This window comes from Saccharopolyspora kobensis (genome assembly GCF_900108315.1).
Taxonomy (GTDB): Bacteria; Actinomycetota; Actinomycetes; order Mycobacteriales; family Pseudonocardiaceae; genus Saccharopolyspora; species Saccharopolyspora kobensis.
This window is the reverse complement of record NZ_FNVB01000006.1, coordinates 199,548-225,543: the sequence shown is the minus strand read 5'-3', so window position 1 is coordinate 225,543 and position 25,996 is coordinate 199,548. Positions and strand designations below refer to the sequence as shown.

Genomic DNA, 25,996 nt, shown 5'->3' with positions numbered 1-25,996 from the left:
TACTGCCTCAGCTCCAGCTGCCCAGGGGCTCGGTGGCGGTCAGCGGCTGGAAGACCAGCTTCAACCCGGTGGCATCGGCGGGCACGTCGAAGTACACCTTCCCGCTGCCGGAATCGCCCTGGCTGAGCAGCGTCGCGAAGAGCACGCCGTCCATGTTCTCGCCGTTCGGCGCGGCGCTCACGTATTCGTTGCCCGCTGCGTCGACGAGCATGAAACCGACCGAAGCGACGGCCCCGCCGGTTCCGCTGATCAGCGATGCCTCGACGTCGGTGGAAACGTACTTGCCCTCCACCGGCGGCTCCGAGAACTCGGTGACGTCCTGCAGCGCGCTCGCGGCGATGGCGTACTTCCCGCCCTCTTCGTTCGTGACGCCCGCGGTCTCGCCGAAAGCGACGTCCTTGCCGCCGACCTGCGGCGTGGCTGCTTCGGATTCCGCCTGCTCGGGGGCGGTCTGGGGCTCCGGTACGAGAACGGTCGCCTCGTCGGCGGCGCCACATCCGGCCAGTCCCAGCAGCAGTCCGACGGCCGGCGCGAGTAACTTCTTCACTTTTCCTCATCGGGTCGAGAAAAACGAACGCGACGAATGATGGCAGCGAAGATCGGTCCAGACCACGGATTCCCGGAACAAATCCCGGAATCATTTGAATTGCACTGCGGAACAGCTCCGGGAACCGGATTCCGGTGCGGTGCGTCGGAACCACCGTCGCATTCGGTCGACCGGGAGGATCGGTTGGAACTGCTGGACGTCGAGCAGTGCCTGATGCGGATGGCGCACGGCCTGGAAGCGTGCCCCGAGGTGGAGATCGAGCACCGGGATCTGGGCGGGCCCGACCCGGAACGCGCGGACGCGCGCAGCGTGCTGGCGGCCATCGCGGACTGGTACGAGGTCACGTTGGACGAGTCGCTGCTGCCCGCCGTGGCGAGGTTCGAGTCCTTCGCCGTCCAGTGGCGCACCGCCGACCCAGCGGTGTCCGGCGAGTTCGACCTGACCTACCTGCTCGACGCGTTCGGGAATCCACCGCCCGCGCTCGCGCACGCTGCCACGCCCGCGGACGAGCGGCGGCTGTTCAGCGAGTTCCGGGTCTTCGACGCCCCGCACCGCGGCGGTGACGGCAAGCTGGTGTCGCTGCGCTGCGGTGCCGCCGATCCCGAGATCTGGTTCTTCGACGCCAAGCGCGGGACGTACCGGCTGGACGTCGACTACGCCGGCTACCTGGAGGCGCTGCTGCTGACCCGCGGCACCTACGGCTGGCAATACCTGCTCACCGAGATGTCGTTGCGCGGCAGCGAGTTCGGCGGGACCGTGGCGGCGATGAAGGCGATGCTGCGCACGTTCCCGGCCCTGTTCCCCGAGGACGACTTCAGCCCGTTGCGGGATCGCCTCCGGGATCGGCTGCGCCATCCCGGAGCGGCCGGACCGCTCCGGGATGGCGCGCCGGGATCACACCTTCCAGTACCAGTACTGGGTTCCGTACGGGTATTCCATCCTGCTGTCGACGTGGGTGAAGGTGTTGTAGCGGATGATGCCGGACATGCCGGAGGTCTTGGCCAGGTCGATGGTCTGGCTGACGCTCTTGCCGCTGATCACGATGTCCGCGGCGATGCCGTAGGTGTGCTGGCTGTTGGCCGCGCCGCCGACGTTCTCGTTGTGCGCCTTGCTGCGGAAACCGGAGTTGACGGTGATCGCGGCGTCACCGGCCTTCTCGCGGATGGCCTCCAGCTTGTACATCAGCCGCCGCACGTTCTCCCGCACGGTGCTCTCGTCGGCGTTCCCGCCGCCGAAACCGGCCCCGTCCTTGGAGTGGAACTCGGCGAACTCGAAGTGCGCCGTCGACCCGTCGGCCTCCTCCAGCGCGTTGAGCTTCTCCTGCGTGGCGCCGTCGACCACGCCGCTGCCGTCGAGGCCGTAGGCCTTCTGGAAGCGCGCGACGGCGGCCTTGGTGCCCGGGCCGAACTTCCCGTCCACCGCGACGAAGGTCTGCTCGGCCCCGTCGGCGGCCCAGCCGGCCACCCTGATCTGCAGCTCGGTGACGTCGGCGCCGCTGTCGCCCTCGCGGAGCTCGCGGCTCCAGTCGTAGGCGGCGGCTTCCGGCGCGGTGGTGGCGGAGACGCCGGAGAACACGAGCACGGCCATCGCCAGCGCGGCGACGAGCCGTAACGGACCGATCGACATGATCATCCCCTTCCTGAACCGACCAGGTCCCGGAGGATGTCAGAACTTCACGAAGATCACGCCCTTTGTCGGGATCTGCTCACCGGCCGTTCAGCCCGTCACCGCGCGGACCAGACGCCGAGCTCGTTGCCCGCCGGGTCGTGGAAGTGGAAGCGGCGTCCGCCGGGGAACTCGTACGGCCCCTGCGTGACCGTCCCGCCCGCGTCGCGAACCGCCTGCGCGCTGGCGTCCAGATCGGCCGAGTACAGCAGCACCAGCGGCCCGCCCGCGGTGACCTCGTCGGTCAGCCGGAAGCCGCCGACCTCGCCACCGTCGCCCTGGATTCCCACGTAGGAGGGGCCGGGCCCGTAGTCGTTGAAGGTCCAGCCGAAGGCGTTGCCGTAGAACGCTTTCGCGGCGGCGAAGTCGGTGACGGGGATTTCGACGTAGTCGAGCGCGTGGTGCGTCTGCGAAGCCATGCCGGGGAGTCTGACCGATATCCCCGACAGCCGGGCGCGGGCCGGGGCAGAATCGCCTGATGGGTGAACGCAGGTGTGCCGTGCTGGCACTTCACTGGCAGGTCAACGTGATCGAGCCCGAGGGCTTCTTCGGCGGGATGCTCGGCGAACCGGTGGCGCGCAGCGGAGTCGTGCCCCGCGCGACGCGATTCCACGCGGCCGCAGCGGATGCGGGCGCGACGCTGGTGTTCACCCGCTTCACGATCCCCGACGGCGAGGGCGGGCTGGTGCGCAACACCGGATTCATGCGGGCAGTCGGCGAGGCGCAGGAGGCGTTCCGGCCGGACGCGCCGGGCTCGGCGCTGATCGCCGGGATGGCGGACCAGCCGGATCACGTGGTGGACAACCAGAAGCTCTCCGGCCTCGCGGGCAACGACCTCGCCGCCTGGCTCCGCGCCCGCGACGTCGACTCGGTGCTCATCACCGGGGTGGCGACGAACCTGACGGTCGAGCAGACGGCCCGCCACGCCACCGACCTCGGCTTCCACGTCCAGGTCATCAGCGACTGCACGACGGCGGCCGACCAGCCGACCCACGATGCCTCCCTGGCCAACCTGGAGCTGACCACGGCGGGCTGCATCACCGCGGCGGAAGCCCTGCACCAGCTGTCGCCGCGAACGCCTTGACCAGCGCGGTCTCCTCCGCGCTGCGCCACAGCAGGCCCCACTGAGCCTGCGGGGCGTCCCGGAACGGCACGAAGGCGATGCCCGGTCGCGCGAAGTACTCCGCCGCGTGCGCGGCCAGCGGGCAGATGCCCTCGCTCGCGCCGATCAGCAGCAGGAGTTCCTGGAAGGTGCGGCACGTGCGGCCGCGGGTGATCGGTGCGCCCGCGGGCGTCGTCCACGGCTCCGGCGGATCCCGCCAGTACGCGGGCGGCGGGTGCGCGGCCCGCAGGACGGTGTCCCGGCCGAGGTCTTCCAAGGTGACGAATTCCCTGCGCGCGAAAGGATGTCCGGAGGCGACGGCGAGCACCATGGGCTCGGTGTGCACGACCGGCCCGGTCGTGACGTCGGGCTCGGTGACCGGCAGCAGCACGACGGCCAGGTCGGCCTCGCCGGAGCGCAGCGTGGCGAGCGGATCGTCGAACGGGGCCTCGCGGACGTCCACCTCGCAGCCCGGGTGCCGGGAGCGGAAGTCGTTGAGCACGCCGGAGATCAGGTGCGCCATCGCCGGTGCCTCGAAGGCGATCCGCAGGGTGCCCTCCTCGCCGCGGCCCGCTGCGATCGCGCGCTCGATGCCCGCCAGCAGCTGCTCGTACGCGGGCCGGACGTCGGCCTCCAGCCGCCTGCCGATCGGGGTGAGCGCGACCCGCCGGCTGGTGCGGTCGAACAGCGGCGCCCCGATCCGGCGCTCCATCGCCTTGATCGACTGGCTGACCCGCGCCTGCGACACGCGCAGCCGTTCCGCCGCCCGGCCGAAGTGCAGCTCCTCGGCGAGGGCCAGGAAGATCTCGATGTCCCTGCGCTCCAACCCGACCTCCCATCGATAACCCGCAGCTTATCGACCGATTCGCACTTCGGCGTTGTTCGCCCAGGTCAGCCGGGAAAGAGTGGCATCAGCAACTCGGAGCACCCTGGAGGAACGATGCCCACCCCGATCCGCGCCGCCGACGCCGAGGTCCTCGCCGACGCCCCCGGCAGCCTGATCACGCTGCTGGCCGACTCGGACACCACCGAGAACCGCTTCACCGCCAACCGCGCCACCCTGAGCGCGGGCGTCTTCGGCACTCCGGCGCACTTCCACACTCGCGCCACCGAGTTCTTCTTCGTCCTCGGCGGCGCGCTGCAGGTCCTGGTCGACGACGACCTGCACACCCTGGAGCCGGGCGACTTCCTCGCCGTGCCGCCGACCGTGGCGCACGCCTTCGGTCCGGCAGAGGGCTCCGACGCCGACGTGCTGGTGGTCTTCACGCCCGGCATGGACCGCTTCGACTACTACCGGCTACTCGATCGGGTAGCTCGCGGCGTGGCGGACCCGAAGGAGATCTCGGAATCCTCCCAGCGCTACGACAATCACTACGTCGACAGCCCGCGCTGGCGCCAGGCCCGCGCCGACGCGGCGGTGTGAGGCCCGTTCACGTGGCGATCCCCGGTGCGCGAGCTGACGATGGGAACCGAGGCAGCAGCTGTGTTGAGGGGAGCCGGCGATGCGCCAGACCAATCTCGCCGCGGAGACGCCCGAGTACGTCCGCGCTCGGGAGGAGCTGCGCCAGGCCGAGATCGAGCTGATGCGCCACCGCGAACGGGTGGCCGATCAGCGCCGTCGGCTACCGCTGGGGCCCGTCGTCGACGACTACGTGTTCGAGGAAGGCCCCGCGGACCTGAACGCCGGTGACGAACCGGTGCGCGAGGTGCGGTTGAGCGAGCTGTTCACCGGGCCCGATCGGGATCTGGTCGTCTACCACTTCATGTACGGCAAGGAGCAGGCCGAGCCGTGCCCGATGTGCACGATGTGGATCGACGGGTTCAGCGGAATCGCCCGCCACATCGGGCGGAACGTCGACTTCGCGATCGTCGCGGCGGCCGATCTGCCCGCGCTGCGCGAGCACGCCCGCAACCGGGGCTGGACGGGACTGCGCCTCCTCAGCGCGGCGAAGAGCGCTTTCAAGCGCGACCTGGCCAGCGAGGACGAACAGGGCAACCAGGATTCGACGGTGTCGGTGTTCACCCGCGACGACGACGGCGCGGTGCGCCACGTCTACTCGGTGCACCCCCGCATGTCCGAGGAGATCGACGAGCGCGGCATTGACCTCCTGGCCCCGGTCTGGCACATCCTCGACCTGACTCCCCGAGGTCGCGGCGACTGGTACCCGTCGCTCGACTACTAGCGGAAGGCCGCGCTGTTCACCGGGAAGTCGAAGTACTGGTCCGGGAACGGTTCGCGGGGCAGGTTGAAGTGCCACCACTCGTACCGGTAGTTCTGCAGGCCGACCGAGGTGAGCACGTCGCGCAGCAGGTCCCGGTTGGCTCTCGCCTCACCGGTCACCCGCGGGTCGTCGGTGTGCGACAGGCTGTCGAAGCAGTCGTAGCCGGTGGCCATGTCGATGCTGTTGTCCGGGAAACGCTGCTCGGCGGAGCACGAGGTCAGCGGCTCACCGGGCACGTAGGGGCGCTGGGGGTTCGCGGGCAGTCGCACCAGCGTCAGGTCGACCGAGCTGCCGCGGCTGTGCCCGGACCGCTCGGCGATGTAGCCGTCGGCGAACAGCCGCGACTTGTCCAGCCCCGGGTAGAACTCGGCCTTCATGCGCTGGTCGTCGACGTCCTCGGCCCACTCGACGAAGCGGGTGTCGGCGCGTCGCGGTCGGTAGCAGTCGTAGACCTTGAGCGTGTAGCCCTGCGGCGCGAGCCGTTGCTGCGCCGCGTGGAGCGCCTCGGCGAGCGGCCGCGTCACGACGCACATCGGCTCGTCGTAGCCGGGCACCGGATCGCCGGTGAAGTTGTGCGACGTCGCGTAGCGGATCTCCTCGATGATCGAGGGATCGACGTCCCGCAGCCGCACGAAACCGGCCGGCGCCTGCTCGACCGGTTCCGCGGGCGACGGGCTCGGTGCCTCCGTCGGGCTCGGCGCGGGCGGGCTGGGCGCGGGTGCCGGAGCAGGCGGCGCGGTGGTGCCGCACGCCGTCGCTGCCAGCACGAACACCACCGCCGAAGCGAGCCGTCGGGCGCAGGTCATGCAGCCACGCTAACCCCGTTCGCCCCACCGGGCGCTGCGAGCGACTCCTAGCCCGCGGGTGATCTCTTCATCCGCGCTACCCGGCCCAGCGCGGGCCGCAGGATCGGCGCGTTGCCCGCCAGGAAGTCCCACAGCTGGGCGGCGACCGGCCCGTGCGGCCGGTCGCGCCGGCGAGCCGCGGAGAGTTCTTCGACGACGCCGGGGAAGTGCCGACCGGCGATGGAGAGCAGGCGCCCGTCGCGCAGCTCCTCCTCGATCAGGAACCGGGGCAGGTGCCCCCACGCCATGCCGTGCAGGACCAGTTCCTTCTTCATGAGGTGGTCCGGCACCGAGCTCCGGGGCGCGCCCTCGATCAGGAAGTGCCCTTGCTCGAACGGGTTCCGCGCCGAATCGCGGACGATGCACTGGGTGAAGGCCTGCATCCGCTGCGGCGTGATGTCGGTGTCCGGCGGGAAGGGCAGGAACCCGGGCGCCACGACGGGCACCAGCGCGACGCGGCCGAGGTCGATCCACTCCATCCGCACGTCGCTCTTGGGAACCCGGTGCACGATGAGGTCGGCCTCGTCCTCCAACAGCCGCTCCCACGGGCCGGTGATCGTCTCGAACTGCAGGTGCAGCCGCGTCTGCGGGTGCTGCGCGAAGAAGCGGCTGAGCAGTTCCAGCACCGGCGGCAGCGGGCACAGGTCGCCGAGCACCACGCGCAGTTCGGCTTCCTCGCCCATCGCCAGCTGCTCGGCGTAGGTCTGGAGCTCCTCGGCCTCGTGCAGCAGGAAGCGCACCTTGCGGTGGAAGGCGCGCCCCGCCTCGGTGAGCCGCACCCGGTAGCCGGAGCGATCCAGCAGTTCCAGGCCCAGCTGGCGTTCCAGCTTGGCGACGGCCGCGAACACCGAGGGGTGCGAGCGGTGCAGCCGCTCGGCGGCGGCCTGGAACCCGCCGTCGAGCACGACGGCGTTGAAGCACTGCAACTCGTGGAGCGTGAACATTGTCCAGATAACCTACAGGGAGGGTCCGATCTTTGTAATAGCTATCCGCGGAGGGCGTTCATAGGCTGAGCTCAACACCGCCGAGAACCACTGGAGCTGACATGGAATCCCGGACCATCACCACCGGCGACGGCGTCCGCATCGCCTACCGCTTCGACGGCGACCAGGACAAGCCGGTGCTGCTGCTCTCGAACTCCATCGCCACCGACCTCCACATGTGGGACGGCCAGGTGCCGGCTCTGACCGAGCACTTCCGGGTCCTGCGCTACGACGCCCGCGGCCACGGCGCCTCCGACGTCCCGAGCGGCCCCTACTCCCTGGACCGCCTGGGCCGCGACGTCGTGGAGCTGCTGGACGCCCTCGGCCTGCAGCGGGTGCACGTGCTGGGCCTGTCCCTGGGCGGAATCGTCGCGCAGTGGCTGGGAATCCACGTCCCGGAGCGCGTCGACCGCCTGGTGCTCTCCAACACGGCCGCGAACCTCGGCCCGGCGAACCAGTGGGACCAGCCGATCGCCGACCTCCTGGCCGCCCCCGACATGCAGGCCACCGCGGAGACGTTCCTGAACAACTGGTTCCCGGCCCACCTGCTGCGGGACGAGGTCGTCGAGCCCTTCCGCCGCACCCTGCTCGCCACGAAGCGCGAAGGAGTGGCGGGCAGCTGGGCAGCGGTGCGCGACTACGACCTGCGCCGCACCGCGACGCTGATCAACAACCCGACCCTGGTCATCGCGGGCGAGCACGACACGGTCACCTCGGCCGCCCACGGCAAGGAACTCGCGGAAACGATCCCCGGCGCCCGGCTCACGATCCTCCCGACGGTCCACATGGCCAACGTCGAAGCCCAGCAGGAGTTCCTGGAAGCAGTCCTGACCTTCCTCACCGAAAAGCCCTGACACCGAACGAACCCCGGCCGGGCCCTGTCCATACCCCAGGTAGCACTGGACAGCGGAAGCCTGCGGAAGTCGGGTTTTCACTGTCATGTGCGCGCGACGGCGCCGATCCCTACCGTCGAGGGCATGACGGAGAGGACGATTCCCGGGCTGATGGCCCGGTCGATCGATCCGGTGGCCGACTTCTACACCGCGTTGGGGTTCGAGATCACGTTCCGGCAGACGGCGCCGTACCAGTTCCTGACCGTCAAGCGCGGTGGCATCGAGCTGAACTTCTACGGGAGCAAGGAGTTCGACCCGGAGACCTCCGCGCACGGCTGCGTGGTCGAGACCGATGACGTCGACTACCTGTACGCAGCGTTCACCGAAGGGCTGCAGGGGGCATTCGGGTCGGTGCCCGTCCAGGGCGTTCCGCGGGTGGGTGCGCTGAAGGACATGAGCTACGGGGTGCGGCAGTTCCTGATGACCGATCCCGGCGGCAACACCATCCAGATCGCCCAGCCGATCAGCGAGAACCAACGGCACTGGCCGCTGCCGAAGGGCACGTTCGACCGGGCGATCCACATGGGCGCGCTGTTCGCGGATTCCAAGCAAGGCGTGGACCTGGCGGTGAAGGTCCTGGACCGAGCCCGGCACCGAACCGACGAAGAACCAACCGCGACCCAGCTCCTGGAACTGCTGGTCCTGCGCGCCGACGTGGCGATCCGCCGGGGCGAGTCGGACCTGGCGCGCGAACTGCTGGCCCGAGTCAGGGCAACCGGAGCCGCTGAACCGGAACTAGCTGACGACCTCCGCTGAGCCGCAGGACGCGAAGCCGGCCTGTGAGCAGACCAGGGCGGCGACTCGTCGGCGCCTACGACCACCTGAAACGCAAGCAGCCCGGCAAACGCCGATCACCCGGATGGAGAAGGCGACCGGCGTTGTGACCTGCCAACGGCGGAAGCGGGATGCGAACCACTACATTGCTAGTTCTGCTCGCCAGCCCTGGCGAGATATCCCGCGACGGTCTTGCGGAGCTGATCAGCGTGGGCGTAGATGTCCTCGACGTCGTCAATGGGCATCCGGGTCTCAACCTTGTTCTCGTCGAAAAGGCCCAGGTAACGCTGGGTTCGGTTGAACCACAGGCGCGCGATCGGCTTGCGGTTGTTGTCGTCAAGCAGGACACCGAAGTAGGTCTTAGTGTCCCGCCCGACCACGCGGGTTGCGGCGACTTCGCTGCAAACGATGGCGCGCACGACGCGATAGCCGTCGAGTTCTTCCTCAGTCGTGGTGATCTCGCTGGCGCGAGTGCCGTGTGCTGTCTCAGCCTCCCCGACGGGGGCCGACTTGGCCGGTGTCCTTGCAGGGGCCGCCTGATCGATCGCGGCTGGTTCGGTGGATACCTCGGAGCCCAGCGCGGTCTTGAGCCGATCGTTGACCTGCTCGGCGAGGAACTGGTGCGCAGCCTTCTCCACCAGTGGATAGAACTGCTCGCGAACCCTCTGGGTGATGTTCTTGCCACCGTAGACCCGCCCGGCGAGGAACCTGACCCACTCGTCGGAGGGCTCCCTGAACTCTCCCGCCAGCGATCGCTTGATGGCACCGATGTACTTGAGCTCTCCCGCGGCGCTGATCACCGAATCGAGGTCGAACGAGTCCCGGGTCAGCTTCGCCAGCTCCGGAAGCAGAGTTCGGTCGACGGCGGTCAGGTCGAGGACGAGGAACGGTTTGGCGTCCATCTTGTTGGGCGCGTCCAGATCGGTGTAGAACTCCCAGATCTGACCGTTGGTCAGCACGCCGACTCGCGCGTTGGTGACTGAGAAGTAGCGGTAGAGCTGCGAGGCGTGCTCAAGGCGCAGCGGTTCCGTGACCTTCTTGGCCTCGATCAGTATCTGCACCTGGCCGTCGTGGACCAGGGCATAGTCGATCTTCTCGCCTTTCTTGGTGCCCACGTCGGCGGTGAACTCCGGGATGACCTCCGACGGGTTGAACACGTCGTAGCCCAGTACGCGGCCGATGAACGGCATCACGAACGCGTTCTTGGTGGCTTCTTCGGTCTCGATCGAGGCCTTCTGCTGCGCCAGCTTCGCTGAGAGTTCAGCAACCCGTTCGGTCATATCCACGACGTCGTCTCCCTCGACTCAGAGGCCAGCGCAAAATCTTGGCTTGCCGACATCGAAGTCGTAGACAAGGCGTGGCGCGTTACGGAGCAGCCGCCGGGGAGGCCAGCGGCTGGTGCCGTGGGTGGCTGATCGTTGCTGTTTGGCCGCGGGAAGGCAATCTGCCGCGCGTGTTCAGTTCTCCGTCTCCGCTTTCGGAGCGGCTCCGCCGAGTACGCCGTAACGCCCGCCCGGCACATGGGCGAAAAGTCAGCGCACGCGTAGCCCCGTGATGTAACGGGACGCCGTCCAGACGTTCACTGGCCGTCTAGTGGGAGCAATTTGTGAGCATCCAACAAGAACGTCGGCAGTTGCGACCAAGCTGAAGGCTCAGGCCGACAGCGCAAAGAAGGCCGCCGCCCTGCGTGCCAAGGAGGCCCGCAAACGAGCTGACGCCGCCAAGGCGGAACAGTTGGCGGCCCCGGACCAGCACCCCCTCTCTCGCGTGGACGAAGAAGAGCGAGGCCACACGCGCGTTGGAGGTGTCGAACACTGTGATCACGGAGTCATCTGATTGAGTCGCCCGTCAAAAGACGCTTTAAAGTCGACGGCCCGCCCTGGGCCGTGTTGAAAGCGCCGGTCGAGACGACTGCAGGCCAGGGTGAGCTGGCGGCACAACAGCGCCAAATGCAACCGGCCCGGCTGGCGCCGGTCGTCTCCACGAGTGTCGACCGGGGTTTCTCCTGATCAAGAAGCGGAAGTGGGGGATTTGAAGCCAGGCTGTGATTCTCTGGGGCCAGCGCTCAAGCGTGTTCGTACCGGCATCTACCGAATGTCCCTTCACAGTCAGCAAACCGGCAACGGATGGTAAATCGCCAATAGCACTGTTGCGCCCGTTGCTCTGCTACTTTCCCGAGAATGCGCACAGTTTCGGCGAACGATCGCGGGACGGTCCGGCTGGCCAGGGCATTCGCAGCATTCCTCTGCGCACTGGCTTTGCTTCCTGTCGGTTCGAGCGCTCATGCGGGCGTCGCCTCCAGCAGCCGGCTGTCAGCCGGGCCGGACCGCGAGTGCGCGACTCCGTCGATCGACCAGTACCAGCAGTGGCTTGCCACCGGCGAAGGCACCACCGTCCCGGCGACCGGCAGCCTGCTCGTGCCGGAGGGCGACCGGTACGCGGCCAAGGTGGAATTGCTGAACGACGAATGGCACGTGATCGTCGTGTGGCTCGGCAATCAGTTCGAAGCGCAGGCCGATCTCTCCGGGTCGTCCGGTTTTTGGCTGACCTACAGCGCGACCGACGATCTCTACATCCAGTTGCGCCCGGCCTCGCACTGGAGCGGCGGCGACAAGTGGCTCACACCGGTGCCGTCGACCGGCGGAAAGCTGGAGCGGAGGTTCTTCAGCTTCGCCCCCGACAACTGGACCTGGCTGCCCGAACTGGGCGAGCCGTCGTACTCATTCGCCTCAGCGCTGAGCGAAGCGCGCGGCCTGGTCTTCGTCGGCAAAACCCCGAACACCCTCGACTTCCGCGGCCTGGAAGTCGACGGCTACCAGCCACCATGCCTGTGAGCACGCCTCGCTCATCCACTTCGGTGAGTCGCCAACTCCGCTGAGTCTCGAAACACCTCGGCGCGGCCCTGCAGCTGAGCCGGGCTCTGATTCGGCATGGTCGTCGCCGCTGCATCGGAGTGGTGGGTGCCCCGTCGAAGCCGCAGCCGCCGCGCTGAGGGCTTGCACGGACGAGATCACGGACTGCTACCGCTGTCTCCGGGGCGAGATCGTCGAGCAGGCTCTTGTCAGGGGTAAGTCGCGAGGTACTGGACGGCGAGCGCGAGGATGATTCCGGGAGTCGCCATCCACGGGATGAAACCGACGCGGATCTCCGGGCCGACGGGCCGAAGGCCCGCGCCGGTGACCGCGCGCGGCAGCCAGCCTCGGAGCAGGTAGGTCCACAGGAGCGCGCAGAAGGCGACGGCTCCGGCGGGGAAGGACAGCACGATCTCCAGCGGAACCATGTCCGAGAGGGCCTCCAGTCCTTCCGGTTCGGCGGACGGCGGCCCCCACGCCGCCTGGCGCTCCCAGTGCTCCCGCAGCGTGGTGACCGCCACTGCGCACCACAGCACGGTCCCCGCGCAGAGCGCGGCGAGGCTCCACCGGAACCGGGTGAGTGCGATTCGCCGAGTGGCCATCCGGCGGGACAGCACCACCAGGCCCGCTACCAGCGGCGCGGTGACGACCGCGAGCGCCGCGCTGCGCGGGTCCAGCGGCTGGAACAACAGCGTCACCAGGGCGAAGCCGGGGAACGCGGCGGCGAGGTGACGGCACGACTCGACGGCGAAGCGCACCTCGAACGGGGCCAGGAACCGGGTCGTGACCACCGGCGGCGGAGCAGGAGCCTGCTCGGTGGGCGATCTGCCGAGCAGAGCGGCCAGCAGGTGGAACAAGTGGTCCGGGCGCCGGTCGCGGAAGTCGATCCACTGGTGGCGGCGCATCGCCTCGGCGTCTGGCGGCAACCGGATGCTGTCCACCAGCACGCAGATCGCAGGCGGCCCCGGCGCACCGACCGCGCGCACCACCGCGGGCCACGACGCGTGCGAGCTGATCAGCACGAAGGTCCACCTCGGCCCGGGGCCACCGGCCATGCCCGCATCGCGGCAGGCGGTTCGGAGCAGCTCGGCGACCGGTTCGTCCTGGGGGGCGAGGCACTCGACTTCCACGACCGGCGCGGCCCCTGGGTCCGGCAGCTCGGCCAGGCGCGCGGTGTACTTCGCCCACAACGCCGGGAAGTCTCCGTCGTAGTACCCGGTTCTCCGGTACCGAGTTACCGGGGACGCCAGCACGAGCAGTGGTCGGACCCCGGCGATGGCCCTGCGGTGGGTGTCGAGGCCCGAGCCGGTCGGCGTCCACAGGTGCACCGTGCGGGAGAGCAGGACGATCAGCGCCTGGGCCAGCGCGCACCCGACGGCGATCACCAGCAGCACTCGCATCGCGGCCACGTCGGCGACCATTTCGGGCGTGGGCGGGAAGATTCGGGTGATGAACGCGGCCTCGTCCAGCGGGCCGCGGCCGCCCACGCTCAGCCCGACCGCGACGAACAGCAGCGTCCCGACAGCGGTGGTCGCGGCCGGGCCGGTAAGCAGGACGAGCGGGCCGGCTCGGCGGCGCAGCAGCCCGACCGCGGAGGTCAGCAGCGTGGGGACTAGCGGAGCGGCGAAGACGGTCAGCCCCAGCAGGTAGTACGCCGTCGCCCGCCAGCGCTGCCCGAGCAGCGCGTCCCAGGCGGACGCCTCCCACACCCAGGAAGTGTCGAACAGGCCCCGGCTCAAGCGGATTGCGGCCACGTCCAGTCCCACCAGGAACGCGGTCGCCCAGCTCGTGGCGATCGCGGTCGCCGACGCCAGTGCCACCACTGCGGCCACCGGTGCGGGCACCGGCAGGCCGCGCGCCCTGCGGGCGGGCGCCGCGCGGTTTCCGGAGATCACCTCGGCAAGGACCGTGGCCCTCGCCCGGAAGCGGGTCCGCAGGTCGTGCACCGGGCGGTCGGCCAGTTCCCCGGGCAGCTCGACCGCCGCCACGGCACCGATGTGGACCGGGATTCCGCGCTCCACTGCCGAAGTCCACTCCCGCCGAACGTGCTCGGACGCCAGCGCGGCCGGAGAGGCCAGGAGCAGCAGCGCGTCGGCAGCCGCGAGGGCATCGTCCAGCGCCGTCGCCCAGTCCTCTCCCGGCACCAGCCGCTGCACGTCGAGCCAGGGGTCCAGGCCATCCGTCCGCAGCACGGCCACCGCGGCTTCGGCGAAGTGGAAGTCGCGACGCGAATAGCTGATGAACACCCGTTTCACCACGGGCCGATCATGCCTGCGCCGAGGTGTTCCGGGCCTCGCTACGCCGCCGCGCCAATCCGATGGAGCAGTGCCCGGTCGGCTCCTGATGCTGATGTCGACATGTCTCGAGGCGAGCGCCGCGTTCGCTCGGCCCAGTACCGACAAGATCGCCCCTGACTTGCGTTTGCGCAGGTCAGGGGCGGTGTGGCGGAAGCGGGGGGATTCGAACCCCCGGTCGCTCTCGCGACGCTCGCTTTCAAGGCGAGTGCATTCGGCCGCTCTGCCACGCTTCCAGGGCGCAGCGTAGCCAACCGGGGCGGGTCGGCGTGCAGGCGGGCCGCTACTTGATGCCGCCCAGATGGGTCGTCAGGCGGTCGAAGATCCGGCCCAGGACCTCCTGCTCCTGCTCGTCCAGGATGTCGACCAGGTTCTCGCGGACGCTGGCCACGTGGCTCGGGGCCGCTTCGCGGAGCTTCGCCGCGCCTTCCTCGGTCAGCACCGCGAGGACGCCGCGGCCGTCGTCCGGGCACTCGTCGCGGCGGACCAGGCCTGCCGACTCCAGGCGGCGGATCTGGTGCGAGATGCGGCTCTTGGAGTGCGCCACGTCGTGGGCCAGCTCGCTCATGCGCATTCGCTGGTCGGGGCGTTCGGACAATCGGACCAGGATCTCGTAGTCCGCGATGGACAGGTTGTGGGTCTGCAAGTCCCTGTTCAGGCGGTGCTCCAGCAGCGCGCTGCCGACGATGTAGGCGCGCCAAGCAGCCATTTCGCGGTCGTTCAGCCATCGAGTGCCCTGCTCCGTCACTTGATCAGGCTACCTGCCAGCACCGACGTGCCGGAAAAATGATTTGCCACCTGACCATTCGGCGCCGATACCATCGGGTCGTGCCCGGCTTCGCGGAGCAGGACCCGCAGCGGATGCCGCTGACCCGACTGGTGGGCTTGACCGGTCGGCGGCTGTCCCAGCACTGGGAGCGGACCGTGGCGCGCAGTACCGAGCTGAGCCGGACGGCCCTGCTCGTGCTCAACGCACTCGACCACCAGAACGACCAGACCCATCGTGAAGTCGCCCGGCGCTGCTGGGTGCGTCCGGCGACGCTGACCCCCGTCGTCGACGCCCTGGTGGAAGGCGGGCTGCTCACCCGCCACCGGGATCGCAACGACCGGCGGGCGGTGAGGCTGCGCATCACCACCCGGGGGCGCGCGGAGCTGCACTCGGCGTGGCAGGCGGTGCGCGCGGAGTTCCAGCGGATCGAACCGGACGTCCCGGCGGCTGAGGCCGCGATCGTCCGGCAGTACCTGATCGCGGTCCTCAGCGGGCTCGGCGAGGAAGGAAGCGGATGTGACCACAGCGGTTGAAGTGACCGACCTGGTCAAGCGGTACCCGAAGGCCGGGAGCAACGCGGTCGACGGGCTGAGCTTCCAGGTGGGTGCGGGGGAGGTCTTCGGGCTGCTCGGGCCGAACGGCGCGGGCAAGACCACCACGGTCGGCATCCTGACCACCCGGGTGCTGCTGACCAGCGGCACCGCCCGCGTCGCCGGGGTGGACGTGGCCGCCGACCCGGTGGCCGCGCGCAGCAAGGTGGCGGTGGTGCCGCAGCGGGTCAACCTGGACCGCTCGCTGAACTCCCGGCAGAACCTGATCTGGCACGCCGCCTACCACGGGGTGCCGCGCGCCGAGCGGCACCGGCTCGCCGACGAGCTGCTGGACCGGATGGGTTTGGCGGACAAGGCGAAGGCGCGCGTCGACGACCTCTCCGGCGGGCAGGCGCAGCGGCTGATGATCGCCCGCGCCCTGATCCACAAGCCCGAGGTGCTGTTCCTGGACGAGCCGTCCACCGGCCTCGACCCGCAGGCCCGGCTGTTCGTGCACGACCGGATCAACGACCTGCGCTCCGAGGGCGTGACCGTCGTGCTCACCACCCACGACATGGACGAGGCGGAGAAGCTGTCCGACCGCGTCGGCGTGGTCGACCACGGCAAGCTGCTGACCCTGGACACCCCGGAAGCGCTGATCAAATCGCTGCCGGGCAGCGGCACGGTGGACGCGACGCTGCGGCCGAACGGCTACGAGCCGGAGCGCATCGCGAAGCTGCTGTCCGCTGTGGACGGTGTGCAGCGGGTGGAGCAGATCAGCAGCGGCACCGCGGCGGACGGCGAGGCGGAGCTGCGGCTGCGGCTCTACGTCGGCGGCGAGCCGGCCGCGCTGCTCGGCCCGGTCGCGCAGACCCTGCACGAGCACCGGGTCGCGGTCAGCGATCTGGCGCTGGGCTCGGCCACGCTGGAAGACGTCTTCATCGATCTCACCGGGAGGGAACTGCGATGAGCTCGGTGCGGGCCTTCACCGCGGTGCTGGGCCGCGACGTGTTCGTGACGGGCCGGGAGCTGCCGAGCTTCCTGGCGCAGGTGCTGGTGCAGCCGGTGGCGCTGCTGTTCATCTTCGGCAAGGTGCTCAGCGAGCTCGGCTACGCCCAACCCGGGTACGCGCAGATCCTGCTGCCCGGCATGATCGCGCTGAACGCCTTCCTGGTGTCGCTGCAGAACACCTCCTTCCCGCTGGTGCTGGACTTCTCCTACTCGCGGGAGATCGAGGACCGGCTGCTGGCGCCGCTGCCGATCAGCTGGGTGGCGGTGGAGAAGATGCTCTTCGGCGCGCTGCGCGGGCTGCTGGCGGCGGTGCTGATGGTGCCGATCGGCATGGTGATGCTGGGCGAGATCAACTGGAACTACAGCGGCCTGGCGTTCGCCCTGCTCTGCATGCTGCTGGGCTCGTTAGCCGGTGCGGCGGTCGGTCTGACGGTGGGTGCCGCGGTGCCGCCGCGGCGGATCAACATCATGTTCGCGGTGATCCTGGCCCCGCTGATGTTCACCGGCGCGACCCAGTTCCCGTGGGCGCAGCTGGAGCACCTGCGCTGGTTCCAGGTCCTCTGCGCGATCAACCCGCTGACCTACGTCAGCGAGGGCATGCGCGGCGCGCTCCTCCCGGACGTCCCGCACATGCCACCGTGGATCTGCGTGGTGGCCCTGCTGATCTCCTGCGTGCTGTTCGGGGCCCTGGGCATCAAGTTCTTCCTCCGCCGGGCCCTCGACTGACATCCAAGCGTTCGGCGGAACAGGTTCGCGCTGACGGCGGATGAGTCCGGGGCCGGTACCGTGCTTCCGTGTAGGGGGATTTGCACCCGCTCCGCAGGGAGGACGCCGGTGGCGACTCGCACGCTCGTCAGGCAGCTGCAGTCCACGATCTACCGGGCCGAGCAGATGACTCCGGTTCGCCCGCTGGCCATGCCGCCGCCCGGTTCCGGGCTGAAGCCGGTGTTCGGCAATCCCGGGCTGCCGGTCATCGGGCACACGGTCACCGTGCTGACCGATCTGCTGGAGGCGTCGCGCCGGCGGTACGCGGAGTTCGGGCCGGTGTCGTGGGGCGTGACGCTCGGGGCGAAGACGGTCACCGTGATCGGCCCGGACGCGCTGGAGGCGCTGGCCACCAACCGCGACAAGGCCTTCGGCAACGAGGGCTTCTACGACTACCTGATCGGCCCGTTCTTCCGCCGCGGCATCCTGCTGCTCGACTTCGACGAGCACCTGCACCACCGGCGGATCATGCAGCGGGCCTTCACCCGCGACCGGCTCAACGGGTACCTGGACGTGATGACGCCGGCGATCGAGCGGGCCCTGGCCCAGTGGCGGCCGATCGAGCGATTCCCGGTGTACACCGCGTCGAAGCGGCTCACCCTCGACCTGGCCACCGAGGTCTTCGTCGGTGAACGGCCGGGTGCGGAAGCCGACCAGCTCAGCCGGGCGTTCGTGGCAGCGGTGCACGGCGGCCACGCGCTCGTGCGCGCCGACGTGCCCGGTGGCACCTGGGCGCGCGGGCTGCGCGCGCGCCGGTTCCTGGAGAACTACTTCCGGGAGCGGATCCCGGCCAAGCGAGCGGGTTCCGGACAGGACCTGTTCAGCGTGCTCTGCCGGGCGCAGTCCGATGACGGCGACAGCTACTCGGACGAGGACGTCGTCAACCACATGATCTTCGCGCTGATGGCGGCGCACGACACCAGCACGATCACGCTCGCCATGACGGCCCACCACCTCGGCAAGCACCCGGAGTGGCAGGACCGCGTCCGCGAGGAGTCGCTGGCGCTGGGCAAACCGGCCATCGAGTACGGCGACCTGGAGCGGCTGCCCGCGCTGGACATGGTGGTGAAGGAGTCCATGCGGATCAACGCCCCGGTCGGCGGCCTGTTCCGCGAAACGGTCAAGGACACCGAGATCCTCGGCCACTACATCCCGGCCGGGACCAAGGTCGCGGGCCAGGTCTACGCGACGCAGCGGATGCCGGAGTGGTGGACGAACCCGGACGTGTTCGATCCGGAGCGCTTCGCCGAACACCGCCGCGAGGACAAGACCCACCGCTACGCGTGGGCGCCGTTCGGCGGCGGAGCGCACAAGTGCATCGGCATGCACTTCGGCGTGATGGAGGTGAAGGCGATCCTCCACCAACTCCTGCTCCGCTACCGCTGGAAGGTCAGCCCCGACTACGAACCCCCGATGCGCTACGGCACCGGCCCCATGCCCACCGACGGCCTCCCCATCAACCTCACCCGCATCCGCTGAGGGACTTCCGCGGTGAAGGGCGCTTTCTAGGCGAGTCGGCCGCTAAAAGGTTCCCTTCACCGGGCCAACCGGGGCGACTCAGCGGTCGAGGCGACCGGCCTTGACGGTGGCGAGGAACGCGGTCCAGGACGGGTGTTTCACGCGTAACGTGCCGCCGTCGCGGTCCTTGGTGTCGCGGATGTAGGTGGCCGCCTCGCCGATGGCGAGTTCGACACAGTTGCTGGCTCCGCTGCCGCTACGACTGCTCTTGCGCCAGATCATGCTGTTCATCCCAATGCCTTCGCCTGGTCGCGGATCAGATCCGCAGACTCATCGGTGCTGAGGGCCGATGTAGCGATCTCCGAGAACATCTCCGCGAAATGTTGTACGTCGTTCGCATTCTCCACCCAGGCGCCACCTGCGACGTAGTCCAGATAGACGGCTGGCGGGTCATCGGGATCGGTGTAGCTGATGATCGTGAAGCCGCCGGACATCGTGCCGTACGCACCCAGGCTGAACGGCAGTACCTGGACCGTCACGTTCTCCCGCGCGCAGCAGTCGTTCAGGTGGGTCAACTGCTCGATCATGACTTCCGGGCCACCCACTGTTCTGCGGATCACGGCCTCGTCGATCAAAGCGTGGAAGCGGAGTGGTGATGGCTGGACCAGCCTCGACTGCCGACTCAGCCGAGCTGACACATAGCGCGCGGGAGACGCGGTGTGGAACTGCTGACCACTTTCGTTGACAGCTCGTGCATAGGCGTGGGTTTGGAGCAGGCCGGGAACTACGTGGGGCTCCAGCGTTCGGGCTGTGTCGGCCTCCGCTTCAGCACGGAGGAAGGCGCGGAACGCCTTTGGTGAGCCAGTAGGAGTAACGACCTGCGTGGCGCGTTCGCCCGCGTCGTCCCACAACGCCGCAGCTTCACCACGCTCCTCATCGCTTGCCTTGTAGAGCGCCAGCAGTGCTTGCAACGCAGCCCAGCCTGGACGAACGTGTCCGGTCTCGTAGCGGCTGATGGTCGGCTCGCTGACGCGAAGCAGTCTGCTTGCATCTCCAAGCGTCTTGTCGGCATCGCTGCGAAGGCGGGCGAGCAGCTGACCCAGTCGCTTCTTCCGGCGCGTCGGAGTGGCTGGCATGGCAGGAGCCTAGCCCTATCAGAAAAGGTGCACTTGCACCCGATCAAGGGATGGCGCGGGGTTAATTGCACCCATAGTCTTCGAAGTGCAGCTGATCTCAGCCTTCGGCAATCCAAGAATCTGGGGTGGTGACCGTGTATCCGTTTCATTGGGTTCCTGCTGGTGGGGCTCGGCATGCGAGTACTGATGCGCGACCCGACGGGGCTTTGGCGTATCCGAGCGGGACCGGGGTTCGGGTGCTGTGCGGGCAGGAGCTCGTCGCCGACAACTCCGAGCTCGCTTGGCTTTGGGGGACCTGCACCGATTGCCACGCCGCCGCGCGGCGGGTCTCCGACCGCTGATCTCGGGAGGATTCGACATGCTGGAACTGATGCCGCAGATCGCCGTCATCTCGGCGACCCTCGCCTGCTACCTGGTCCTGACCTGGCGGCCGCACCGCGCGCAGCACGCCGGAGGCGGCGAAGGCGCGCTGACCGTGTGGCAGCTCATCGCGCACGTCGAGGCCGAGCGGCGACAACGGGAACGCGTCGGACGGCACCGGCTCCGCGAGCCTGAGTCCACATCGGACGGAGCTGGCCCGCCGCTCGATCTGCAGCAGCGCGTGCTGGACGGCCTCCGCAACCTCTGACCACCTGAATTCCGGTTCGCCGCCGCTTCCCCCGACCTGCGGCGTCGAGCCGGACGGCCGGTCGGCGCGTCGTCCCTCCCCGCGCGCCGACCGGCCACCCCGCTTCGGGAGGTCCGGGGATGTTCGCCCGTATGCCGCACGGAGGTGAGCACCCGGACGTTCCTGATCCGGAGAACAGCTCAACTTTCCTGCAGGACATTAGTCCATTCCGGTGATTTACGGCGTTCCGACGTGCAAAAGTCCTGTTCCTACCCCCCTAACCGAACATCTCTCGTGCGAGGAACCTTGAAGAGGCTGATTGCACCCCTGGCCACGGCTGCGTTACTGATCGGGTTGGCGGGCTGCGTCCCCGGCATCCCGACGCCGCCGAGGAACACCGAGTCCGGCAGCTCGGAGACCAGTTCCTCGGAAACCGGCCAGGCTTCCGAGGAAACGACCGGTGGCCCGGTGGCCTTCGGCGAGTTCGCCCAGGTCAGCAAGGATCTCGGTGCCAAGCTGAAGATCTCCATCGGTGCGCCCGCGGACCTCGACCCCGCACAGGCGAGCTTCCCGCCGGAGGTCGGCAAGTACGTCGCCGTCGACGCCCAGGCGGAACTGCTCGCGGGTACCGTCGACAACATCAGCGATGACGAGTTCACGCTGGTCGACTCGCAGGGCAACCGGTACGAGGCGGCCACGGTGTCGCTGGACAACATGTTCCTGCACCTGCTGACCGAGGGCGAGCCGGTCTCCGGGAAGATCGTCTACGACGTTCCGGCGGACGCGACCGGGTTCACCGTCGAGTACGCGCCGACCGACTCGCAGGAGAAGGAACTGGGCGTGCTCGCCAGCTGGAAGTGACGTCCCAGCACTCCTGGCCGGGTTGTTCGAGTCCTTTCCGGGCTTGAGCAATCCGGCCATTTGTCGCTCGGTAGAGCTAAAAAACCAACACTATTGAGCGACAGCTATTTAGTAACGATTTTATGCAATCGATCAAGCTGGCCCGTTTGTCCTGTTCAGGCCGTTGATCGGCGAGATCGCGCTCCCATCGGCCCGCGCCAGCGGCGGAAGGGCGCGGGTTAGCGTCCGTCCCGGCACTTGATCTCCCAGGTCAACGGCCGACCGCACAGGCGCTTCCCGGCCGACGCCGGACGCTGTCGAGCACATTCCCCGACGGGCCAGGAGCCGATCATGAGTTCACGGACGACCGCCGCCAGGCGCAGGATCCAGCTGGGTGCTGCGCTCGGTGCGCTGTGCGTCGCGCTCACCGGTTGCGGCACGGCTCCGGCGGCCCAGCCCGAGCAGATCATGGCCCGGGCCGATCTCGGCATGCAGGCACCGGCCAGCACCTTCACCGAGTTCCCCACCGCGCCGAAAGACCCGGCGCCGGACGGGGAGACCGACGGCGTGGTGCTGCGCGTCAAGAAGGACATCGCGGTGCACCACGCGCCCGACGGACCGGTGTTCGCGAAGCTGCCCGCGACGCAGCTGGAGAACCCGACCTGGGTACCGATCATCGCCGAGCGGGGGGCGTGGGCGCAGGTGCTGCTCCCGTCCCGCCCGAACGGCAGCACCGGGTGGGTCCGCACCGACGGACCGGTCGAACGCGCCCGCACGCCCTACGTGGTCGACGTCGACATCGACGCCCGCCGCATGGTGGTGCGCAAGGACGGCGCACCGATCGGTGAGTGGGTGGTCGGCGTCGGTGCACCGGCTTCACCGACCCCGCGCGGCCGGACCTACATCATGGCCGCGATCGAGGAGACGGTGACCAAGTTCAGCCCGATCATCCTGCCGTTGGGCACCCACTCCAACACCTTCAGCACCTACGGCGGCGGACCCGGCACCGTCGCGCTGCACGGCTGGCCAGAACCATCGGTGTTCGGCCAGGCCAGCAGCGACGGATGCGTCCGGGTGCCCGACGACGCGCTCCAGCTGCTCACCACGCTGCCGCTGGGCACTCTCGTCCACCTGCGGTAGCCCGCGGATGGAACACCCCCGAAGTGAACCGAATTGGGAGGGCTCTATGCGTAAAACTGCTTGCCTCGCAGGCGCATTCGTCGCCGGCGCCGGACTGCTCGCCGGAGGGGTTCCGGCCTTCGCCGACAGCGCGGACAACGACGGCATCAACGTCGGCAACGACAACAACCTGAGCGTGCTGCCGGTCCAGCTGTGCGGCAACAACATCACGGTGATCGGCGCGGTCGTGTCGATCCTGTCGCCGCAGGGCAACCAGTGCGTCAACGCGCCGATCGTCGACCACTCGCACGGCGACCCCACCCCGCCGGTCGAGGGTGCGAAGCCGCCGGTGGAGGGCAAGACGCCGCCGATGGAGAACACCCCGCCGCCGGCGGAGAACACCCCGCCGCCGGTGCAGGCCGTGAACCCGCCTGCCAAGGTCGTGGACCCGGTGAACCGTGACCTGCCCACCGCGCCGGCTCCGGCTCTGGTGCGCGGACACCACGCGGTCACTGGCTGATCGCGTTAATGCCGCCACCTGAACGGGTGCAAGACGCTTTTCGAGCTGGCGGGCAATGCAGAACACAACTACATTCCGGAGCTGCGTAGATTACTACGCGCTCCACGTGGTCGTCCTGGCTCGGACGGCCACACCCCCTGCGGTGGTGCCCGGCGAAGTACTCCCCCTCTCTTCGCTGGGCACCACCGTTTTTTGTTCTTTTATCGGCTGATTCGCGCGGAGACCCGGCTGGGCCGCGGCGCCTACGGCGGCCGCTCGACAGGCGGTTCCCGGCCGCGCTCGCACGTGCTCCTACCAGCGGCGTTGCGGTTGCCAGGGCGATTTCGCCGAAAGCGTGCCCTGCCTGAGAGCGGAATGCCGATTTCGCGCGAAATCGCCCGCGCGACCGAGTCGTCCTCGAACGCGACTTCGCCGCTTGCCGAACGTTTCGTCCGGTAAGCGGCGAATCGGACCGATGGTCGGTGAATCGGTCAGAAATATTGATTTCGCGTCGGAATTCCGAATATTGTCGCGCGCTCAGACGAACGACTTCGCGGCTGCGAGGAAGGCGTCGTTCTCCTCCGGCCGGCCGATCGTCACGCGGGCCCCTTCGCCGACGAAGGCGCGGACCACCACGCGGTTCTGCAGGCAGTGCTCGTTGAAGTCCGCCGTCCGGTCGCCCAGCGGGAGCCAGACGAAGTTCGCCTGGGTCTCCGGGACCTCGTAGCCGAGGGACACGAGCTCCCGGTGCACCCGCTCGCGCTCCGCGATCACGTTGGCGCAGCGCTTCCGCAGCTCGTCCTGGGCCTCCAGGGAGGCGATCGCGGCGACCTGGGCGAGGGCGTTGACGCTGAAGGGGATGATCACCTTGCGCAGCGCAGCGGCGACCTCCGGCGGCGCGATCGCGTAGCCGACGCGCAGACCGGCCAGGCCGTAGGCCTTCGAGAAGGTGCGCATCGAGGCCACGTTGCGGCGCTCGCGGGTGATCTCCACGCCGTCCGGCGCGTCCGGGTCGCTGACGAACTCGAAGTACGCCTCGTCCAGGACCACCAGCACGTCTTCCGGCACCCGGTCCAGGAATGCGGCGAGCTCGGCCTTGCGCAGCAGCGTGCCGGTCGGGTTGTTCGGGGTGCAGACGAACATCAGCCGGGTGGCCGGGGTGATGGCGGCGAGCATGGCCTCCAGGTCCAGCGCGTGCTCACCGGTCAGCGGCACCGGAACCTGCTTGGCGCCGACGACCTGCGTGATGATCGGGTACGCCTCGAACGACCGCCACGGGAAGATGACCTCGTCCTCGGCGGTGCAGGTGGCCTGCACCAGCTGCTCGCACAGCGCGACCGAACCGCAGCCGACGGCGATCCGCTCCGGCTCGACCCGGTAGTGCGCGGCCAGCGCGTCGGTCAAGCGGCCGACGCCCATGTCCGGGTACCGGTGCACCTCGCCTGCCGCCTGGTTGATGGCCGCCACCGCGCTGGGCAGCGGGCCTTCGGAGACCTCGTTGCTGGCCAGCTTGATCGAACCGGGCACGGTCCGGCCTGCCACGTAGGCGGGCAGCTGGTCGAGGTCGGCACGGGTGCGCACGCTCATCTCTGCGACTCCTTCAGAGGTCGGTCACGGTGACGTTAACCTGCGGGGGCTCCGCGAAACAGCCTGCATTCGACGTCGCGGCGCGGCTCCGGTCAGTGCAAGCGGCTGGCACGTTCCGGTGATCTTGTGAAGTGCCCGCTGGTCCGACCGGATGACGTTGTTGACTGGTGTTCACCTGGGCGTGATTCCCTGCACGGCATGACAGAAACCCGGACCGAGACGCTCGCGCTCACCGACGGCAACGAGCTCCGCCTCACCGTTGCCGAACCGGACAACGTGGTGCGCGGCGGGCTCGTCTTCCTGCACGAGACCCGCGGCGTCACCGACCGGGTGCGAAAGTTGAGCAGCGCCCTCGCGGAGGAGGGCTGGCTCACCGTCGCACCGCACCTGTACCACCGCGACGACGAGCCCGACCAGGTGCGGAGGCTGTCCGGCGACTCGATCCTGGCCGACACCGACGCGTCCTTCGTGTGGCTGTCCGACCAGGGCGTGCCCGCCGACCGGCAGGGCGTCATCGGCTTCGACATCGGCGGCGCGGCGGCGCTGGTGGTGGCCGCGAGCCGCACGCTGGGCGCGGCGGTGAGCGTCGGCGGCCGGGGCATCCTCGACCCGCTGTCGGACGGGCTGCCGCCGCTGGTGGAGATCGCGGACGAGCTTTCCTGCCCGTGGCTCGGCCTGTACGGCGACGACGAGGGCGTCGAAGCCGACGAGGTGGACAAGCTCCGCGAGGCGGCCGACGCGGCATCGGTGGTGACCGACGTGGTCCGCTACCCGGGCGCGGGCCACCGCTTCGACCGCGACCCGGAGGCGGCCGCGGAGGCCTGGCGCCGCGCGAAGAACTGGCTCGACCTCCACCTGCGCTGATCCGGACGCGTTTCCGCAGCTCAGCGGGCTGATCGCGGCTTAAGTGGACCCCCCTTGAAAAGGGCTTGGGAGGGCCCTGTAGTCTTTTCTCCGGTGGCCACGAAGGACGCCGGGAGGCTTCGCCTAGTCTGGTCTATGGCGCCGCACTGCTAATGCGGTTGGGGGTTACGCCCCCTCCCGGGTTCAAATCCCGGAGCCTCCGCAGCGGTTCCTACCGTAAGGTGGGAGCCCACAAATGAACAAGCGCCCGTAGCTCAACGGATAGAGCATCTGACTACGGATCAGAAGGTTAGGGGTTCGAATCCCTTCGGGCGCACGTCTGGTCGAGACAGCAGGAACCCCCTCCAGCAGGGGGTTCCTTGCTTTGCAAGCTCGTGACGAGTTGGTAAGTCGCTCTCCGTCAAGCCAGGCTGAGGGTTAATCCCCAACTTCCGGGGCAGTGAGACGGATCACAGAGGTAGCTTAGAAGTGGTCTCGGCCGCTGAACCATCGAAGACCACGCGAAGTACAAGGGTGGATTAGCCCTGAGTTGATCATGTCTGGTGGTCCAGGTCCGATGGCGCTACGCGGACGTCGTAGCGGAGGTGCAGGCACTGGCGGAACAGCGTCGACGCGAGCACGAGTCAGTCATGCC

29 protein-coding genes and 3 tRNA genes are annotated in these 25,996 nt (G+C 68.8%); 18 read left to right on the top strand and 14 right to left on the bottom strand.

Features of this window, described 5'->3' with window-relative positions:
• Nucleotides 1-7: 7 nt before the first annotated feature.
• From C4T78_RS36490 to C4T78_RS21510, 4 genes are all read right to left on the bottom strand, one after another.
• A complete protein-coding gene (locus tag C4T78_RS36490; RefSeq protein WP_093356263.1) occupies nt 8-547 on the bottom strand; it encodes a DUF4352 domain-containing protein in 540 nt (179 codons plus the stop codon).
• A 90-nt stretch (nt 548-637) separates the two neighbouring features.
• Nucleotides 638-1,402 (bottom strand): hypothetical protein, encoded by a 765-nt coding sequence (locus C4T78_RS36130; RefSeq protein ID WP_143185960.1) that lies wholly within the window; start codon nt 1,400-1,402, stop codon nt 638-640.
• A gap of 39 nt (nt 1,403-1,441) precedes the next feature.
• Nucleotides 1,442-2,173, bottom strand: a complete 732-nt coding sequence (locus C4T78_RS21515) for a D-Ala-D-Ala carboxypeptidase family metallohydrolase (RefSeq protein ID WP_235863717.1) — start codon at nt 2,171-2,173, stop codon at nt 1,442-1,444.
• Nucleotides 2,174-2,271: 98 nt separating this feature from the next.
• Complete coding sequence (locus tag C4T78_RS21510; RefSeq protein ID WP_093150201.1) at nt 2,272-2,631, bottom strand: VOC family protein; 360 nt, start codon at nt 2,629-2,631, stop codon at nt 2,272-2,274.
• A gap of 80 nt (nt 2,632-2,711) precedes the next feature.
• Between C4T78_RS21510 and C4T78_RS21505 the strand changes: the two genes are divergently transcribed.
• Nucleotides 2,712-3,296, top strand: coding sequence for a cysteine hydrolase family protein (locus C4T78_RS21505; protein ID WP_235863716.1), 585 nt, complete (start codon nt 2,712-2,714; stop codon nt 3,294-3,296).
• On the opposite strand, the gene C4T78_RS21500 is transcribed toward C4T78_RS21505, so the two are convergent.
• On the bottom strand, nt 3,250-4,140 hold the full coding sequence (locus C4T78_RS21500) for a LysR family transcriptional regulator (RefSeq protein WP_093356259.1): 891 nt from the start codon (nt 4,138-4,140) through the stop codon (nt 3,250-3,252). The two genes, C4T78_RS21505 and C4T78_RS21500, sit on opposite strands and share 47 nt — an antisense overlap.
• Before the next feature lie 114 nt (nt 4,141-4,254).
• Here C4T78_RS21500 and C4T78_RS21495 point away from each other — a divergent pair, with 114 nt between their 5' ends.
• Together C4T78_RS21495 and C4T78_RS21490 are read left to right on the top strand one after the other, a co-directional pair.
• Nucleotides 4,255-4,737, top strand: coding sequence for a cupin domain-containing protein (locus C4T78_RS21495; protein WP_093356258.1), 483 nt, complete (start codon nt 4,255-4,257; stop codon nt 4,735-4,737).
• 79 nt (nt 4,738-4,816) lie between these two features.
• Nucleotides 4,817-5,497, top strand: a complete 681-nt coding sequence (locus C4T78_RS21490) for a DUF899 family protein (protein ID WP_093356257.1) — start codon at nt 4,817-4,819, stop codon at nt 5,495-5,497.
• On the opposite strand, the gene C4T78_RS21485 is transcribed toward C4T78_RS21490, so the two are convergent.
• On the bottom strand, nt 5,494-6,342 hold the full coding sequence (locus C4T78_RS21485) for a M15 family metallopeptidase (protein WP_093356256.1): 849 nt from the start codon (nt 6,340-6,342) through the stop codon (nt 5,494-5,496). The two genes, C4T78_RS21490 and C4T78_RS21485, sit on opposite strands and share 4 nt — an antisense overlap.
• A gap of 47 nt (nt 6,343-6,389) precedes the next feature.
• Nucleotides 6,390-7,325 (bottom strand): LysR family transcriptional regulator, encoded by a 936-nt coding sequence (locus tag C4T78_RS21480; protein WP_093356254.1) that lies wholly within the window; start codon nt 7,323-7,325, stop codon nt 6,390-6,392.
• A 101-nt stretch (nt 7,326-7,426) separates the two neighbouring features.
• Here C4T78_RS21480 and pcaD point away from each other — a divergent pair, with 101 nt between their 5' ends.
• On the top strand, nt 7,427-8,218 hold the full coding sequence (gene pcaD / locus C4T78_RS21475; protein ID WP_093356253.1) for a 3-oxoadipate enol-lactonase: 792 nt from the start codon (nt 7,427-7,429) through the stop codon (nt 8,216-8,218).
• 123 nt (nt 8,219-8,341) lie between these two features.
• Entirely contained in the window at nt 8,342-9,013 is a 672-nt protein-coding gene (locus C4T78_RS21470; RefSeq protein WP_235863715.1) for a DUF8817 family protein, read from the top strand.
• 167 nt (nt 9,014-9,180) lie between these two features.
• Here C4T78_RS21470 and C4T78_RS21465 read toward each other — a convergent pair whose 3' ends face one another.
• Nucleotides 9,181-10,311 carry a type I restriction endonuclease gene (locus C4T78_RS21465; RefSeq protein WP_309599288.1) on the bottom strand — a complete coding sequence of 377 codons (1,131 nt, stop codon included), beginning with the start codon at nt 10,309-10,311 and terminating at the stop codon, nt 9,181-9,183.
• A 900-nt stretch (nt 10,312-11,211) separates the two neighbouring features.
• On the opposite strand from C4T78_RS21465, the gene C4T78_RS21460 reads away from it, so the two are divergent.
• Nucleotides 11,212-11,865, top strand: a complete 654-nt coding sequence (locus C4T78_RS21460) for a hypothetical protein (protein ID WP_177247715.1) — start codon at nt 11,212-11,214, stop codon at nt 11,863-11,865.
• 227 nt (nt 11,866-12,092) lie between these two features.
• Here C4T78_RS21460 and C4T78_RS21455 read toward each other — a convergent pair whose 3' ends face one another.
• The 3 genes from C4T78_RS21455 to C4T78_RS21445 all read right to left on the bottom strand — a co-directional run bounded on the left by C4T78_RS21455 (nt 12,093) and on the right by C4T78_RS21445 (nt 14,886).
• Complete coding sequence (locus C4T78_RS21455) at nt 12,093-14,141, bottom strand: toll/interleukin-1 receptor domain-containing protein (RefSeq protein ID WP_143185958.1); 2,049 nt, start codon at nt 14,139-14,141, stop codon at nt 12,093-12,095.
• Between the two features lie 184 nt (nt 14,142-14,325).
• Nucleotides 14,326-14,413 (bottom strand) — tRNA-Ser (locus C4T78_RS21450).
• Nucleotides 14,414-14,460: 47 nt separating this feature from the next.
• Nucleotides 14,461-14,886, bottom strand: coding sequence for a MarR family winged helix-turn-helix transcriptional regulator (locus C4T78_RS21445; protein WP_093151390.1), 426 nt, complete (start codon nt 14,884-14,886; stop codon nt 14,461-14,463).
• Between the two features lie 119 nt (nt 14,887-15,005).
• On the opposite strand from C4T78_RS21445, the gene C4T78_RS21440 reads away from it, so the two are divergent.
• The 4 genes from C4T78_RS21440 (at nt 15,006) to C4T78_RS21425 (ending at nt 18,731) form a co-directional block, all read left to right on the top strand.
• Nucleotides 15,006-15,479 carry a MarR family winged helix-turn-helix transcriptional regulator gene (locus C4T78_RS21440; RefSeq protein WP_235863714.1) on the top strand — a complete coding sequence of 158 codons (474 nt, stop codon included), beginning with the start codon at nt 15,006-15,008 and terminating at the stop codon, nt 15,477-15,479.
• Nucleotides 15,463-16,446 carry an ABC transporter ATP-binding protein gene (locus tag C4T78_RS21435; RefSeq protein ID WP_093356248.1) on the top strand — a complete coding sequence of 328 codons (984 nt, stop codon included), beginning with the start codon at nt 15,463-15,465 and terminating at the stop codon, nt 16,444-16,446. Before C4T78_RS21440 ends, C4T78_RS21435 begins: the two co-directional genes overlap by 17 nt.
• Nucleotides 16,443-17,213, top strand: coding sequence for an ABC transporter permease (locus C4T78_RS21430; RefSeq protein ID WP_093356247.1), 771 nt, complete (start codon nt 16,443-16,445; stop codon nt 17,211-17,213). Before C4T78_RS21435 ends, C4T78_RS21430 begins: the two co-directional genes overlap by 4 nt.
• Nucleotides 17,214-17,321: 108 nt before the next feature.
• Nucleotides 17,322-18,731: a cytochrome P450 gene (locus tag C4T78_RS21425; RefSeq protein ID WP_235863713.1), complete on the top strand. Its 1,410-nt coding sequence runs from the start codon at nt 17,322-17,324 to the stop codon at nt 18,729-18,731.
• 78 nt (nt 18,732-18,809) lie between these two features.
• On the opposite strand, the gene C4T78_RS21420 is transcribed toward C4T78_RS21425, so the two are convergent.
• Both C4T78_RS21420 and C4T78_RS21415 read right to left on the bottom strand, forming a co-directional pair.
• Nucleotides 18,810-19,001, bottom strand: coding sequence for a DUF397 domain-containing protein (locus C4T78_RS21420; RefSeq protein WP_093356246.1), 192 nt, complete (start codon nt 18,999-19,001; stop codon nt 18,810-18,812).
• Nucleotides 18,998-19,846, bottom strand: coding sequence for a helix-turn-helix domain-containing protein (locus C4T78_RS21415; RefSeq protein WP_143185956.1), 849 nt, complete (start codon nt 19,844-19,846; stop codon nt 18,998-19,000). Before C4T78_RS21415 ends, C4T78_RS21420 begins: the two co-directional genes overlap by 4 nt.
• Nucleotides 19,847-19,971: 125 nt before the next feature.
• Here C4T78_RS21415 and C4T78_RS21410 point away from each other — a divergent pair, with 125 nt between their 5' ends.
• From C4T78_RS21410 to C4T78_RS21390, 5 genes are all read left to right on the top strand, one after another.
• Entirely contained in the window at nt 19,972-20,187 is a 216-nt protein-coding gene (locus C4T78_RS21410; protein WP_093356245.1) for an HC3 family zinc finger protein, read from the top strand.
• Nucleotides 20,188-20,204: 17 nt separating this feature from the next.
• The gene (locus tag C4T78_RS21405; protein ID WP_093356243.1) at nt 20,205-20,474 is read left to right on the top strand and encodes a hypothetical protein; all 270 of its coding nucleotides are present in this window, start codon (nt 20,205-20,207) and stop codon (nt 20,472-20,474) included.
• A 285-nt stretch (nt 20,475-20,759) separates the two neighbouring features.
• Entirely contained in the window at nt 20,760-21,314 is a 555-nt protein-coding gene (locus C4T78_RS21400; RefSeq protein WP_177247714.1) for a DUF4352 domain-containing protein, read from the top strand.
• 330 nt (nt 21,315-21,644) lie between these two features.
• A complete protein-coding gene (locus C4T78_RS21395) occupies nt 21,645-22,433 on the top strand; it encodes a L,D-transpeptidase family protein (protein WP_093356241.1) in 789 nt (262 codons plus the stop codon).
• 46 nt (nt 22,434-22,479) lie between these two features.
• Entirely contained in the window at nt 22,480-22,932 is a 453-nt protein-coding gene (locus tag C4T78_RS21390) for a hypothetical protein (protein ID WP_093356240.1), read from the top strand.
• A gap of 516 nt (nt 22,933-23,448) precedes the next feature.
• Here C4T78_RS21390 and hisC read toward each other — a convergent pair.
• A complete protein-coding gene (hisC, locus tag C4T78_RS21385) occupies nt 23,449-24,498 on the bottom strand; it encodes a histidinol-phosphate transaminase (RefSeq protein ID WP_093356238.1) in 1,050 nt (349 codons plus the stop codon).
• A gap of 198 nt (nt 24,499-24,696) precedes the next feature.
• On the opposite strand from hisC, the gene C4T78_RS21380 reads away from it, so the two are divergent.
• From C4T78_RS21380 to C4T78_RS21370, 3 genes are all read left to right on the top strand, one after another.
• Nucleotides 24,697-25,362: a dienelactone hydrolase family protein gene (locus C4T78_RS21380; RefSeq protein WP_093356237.1), complete on the top strand. Its 666-nt coding sequence runs from the start codon at nt 24,697-24,699 to the stop codon at nt 25,360-25,362.
• Nucleotides 25,363-25,474: 112 nt separating this feature from the next.
• Nucleotides 25,475-25,564, top strand: a tRNA-Ser gene (locus tag C4T78_RS21375).
• Nucleotides 25,565-25,605: 41 nt separating this feature from the next.
• A tRNA-Arg gene (locus tag C4T78_RS21370) sits at nt 25,606-25,678 on the top strand.
• Nucleotides 25,679-25,996: the final 318 nt, after the last annotated feature.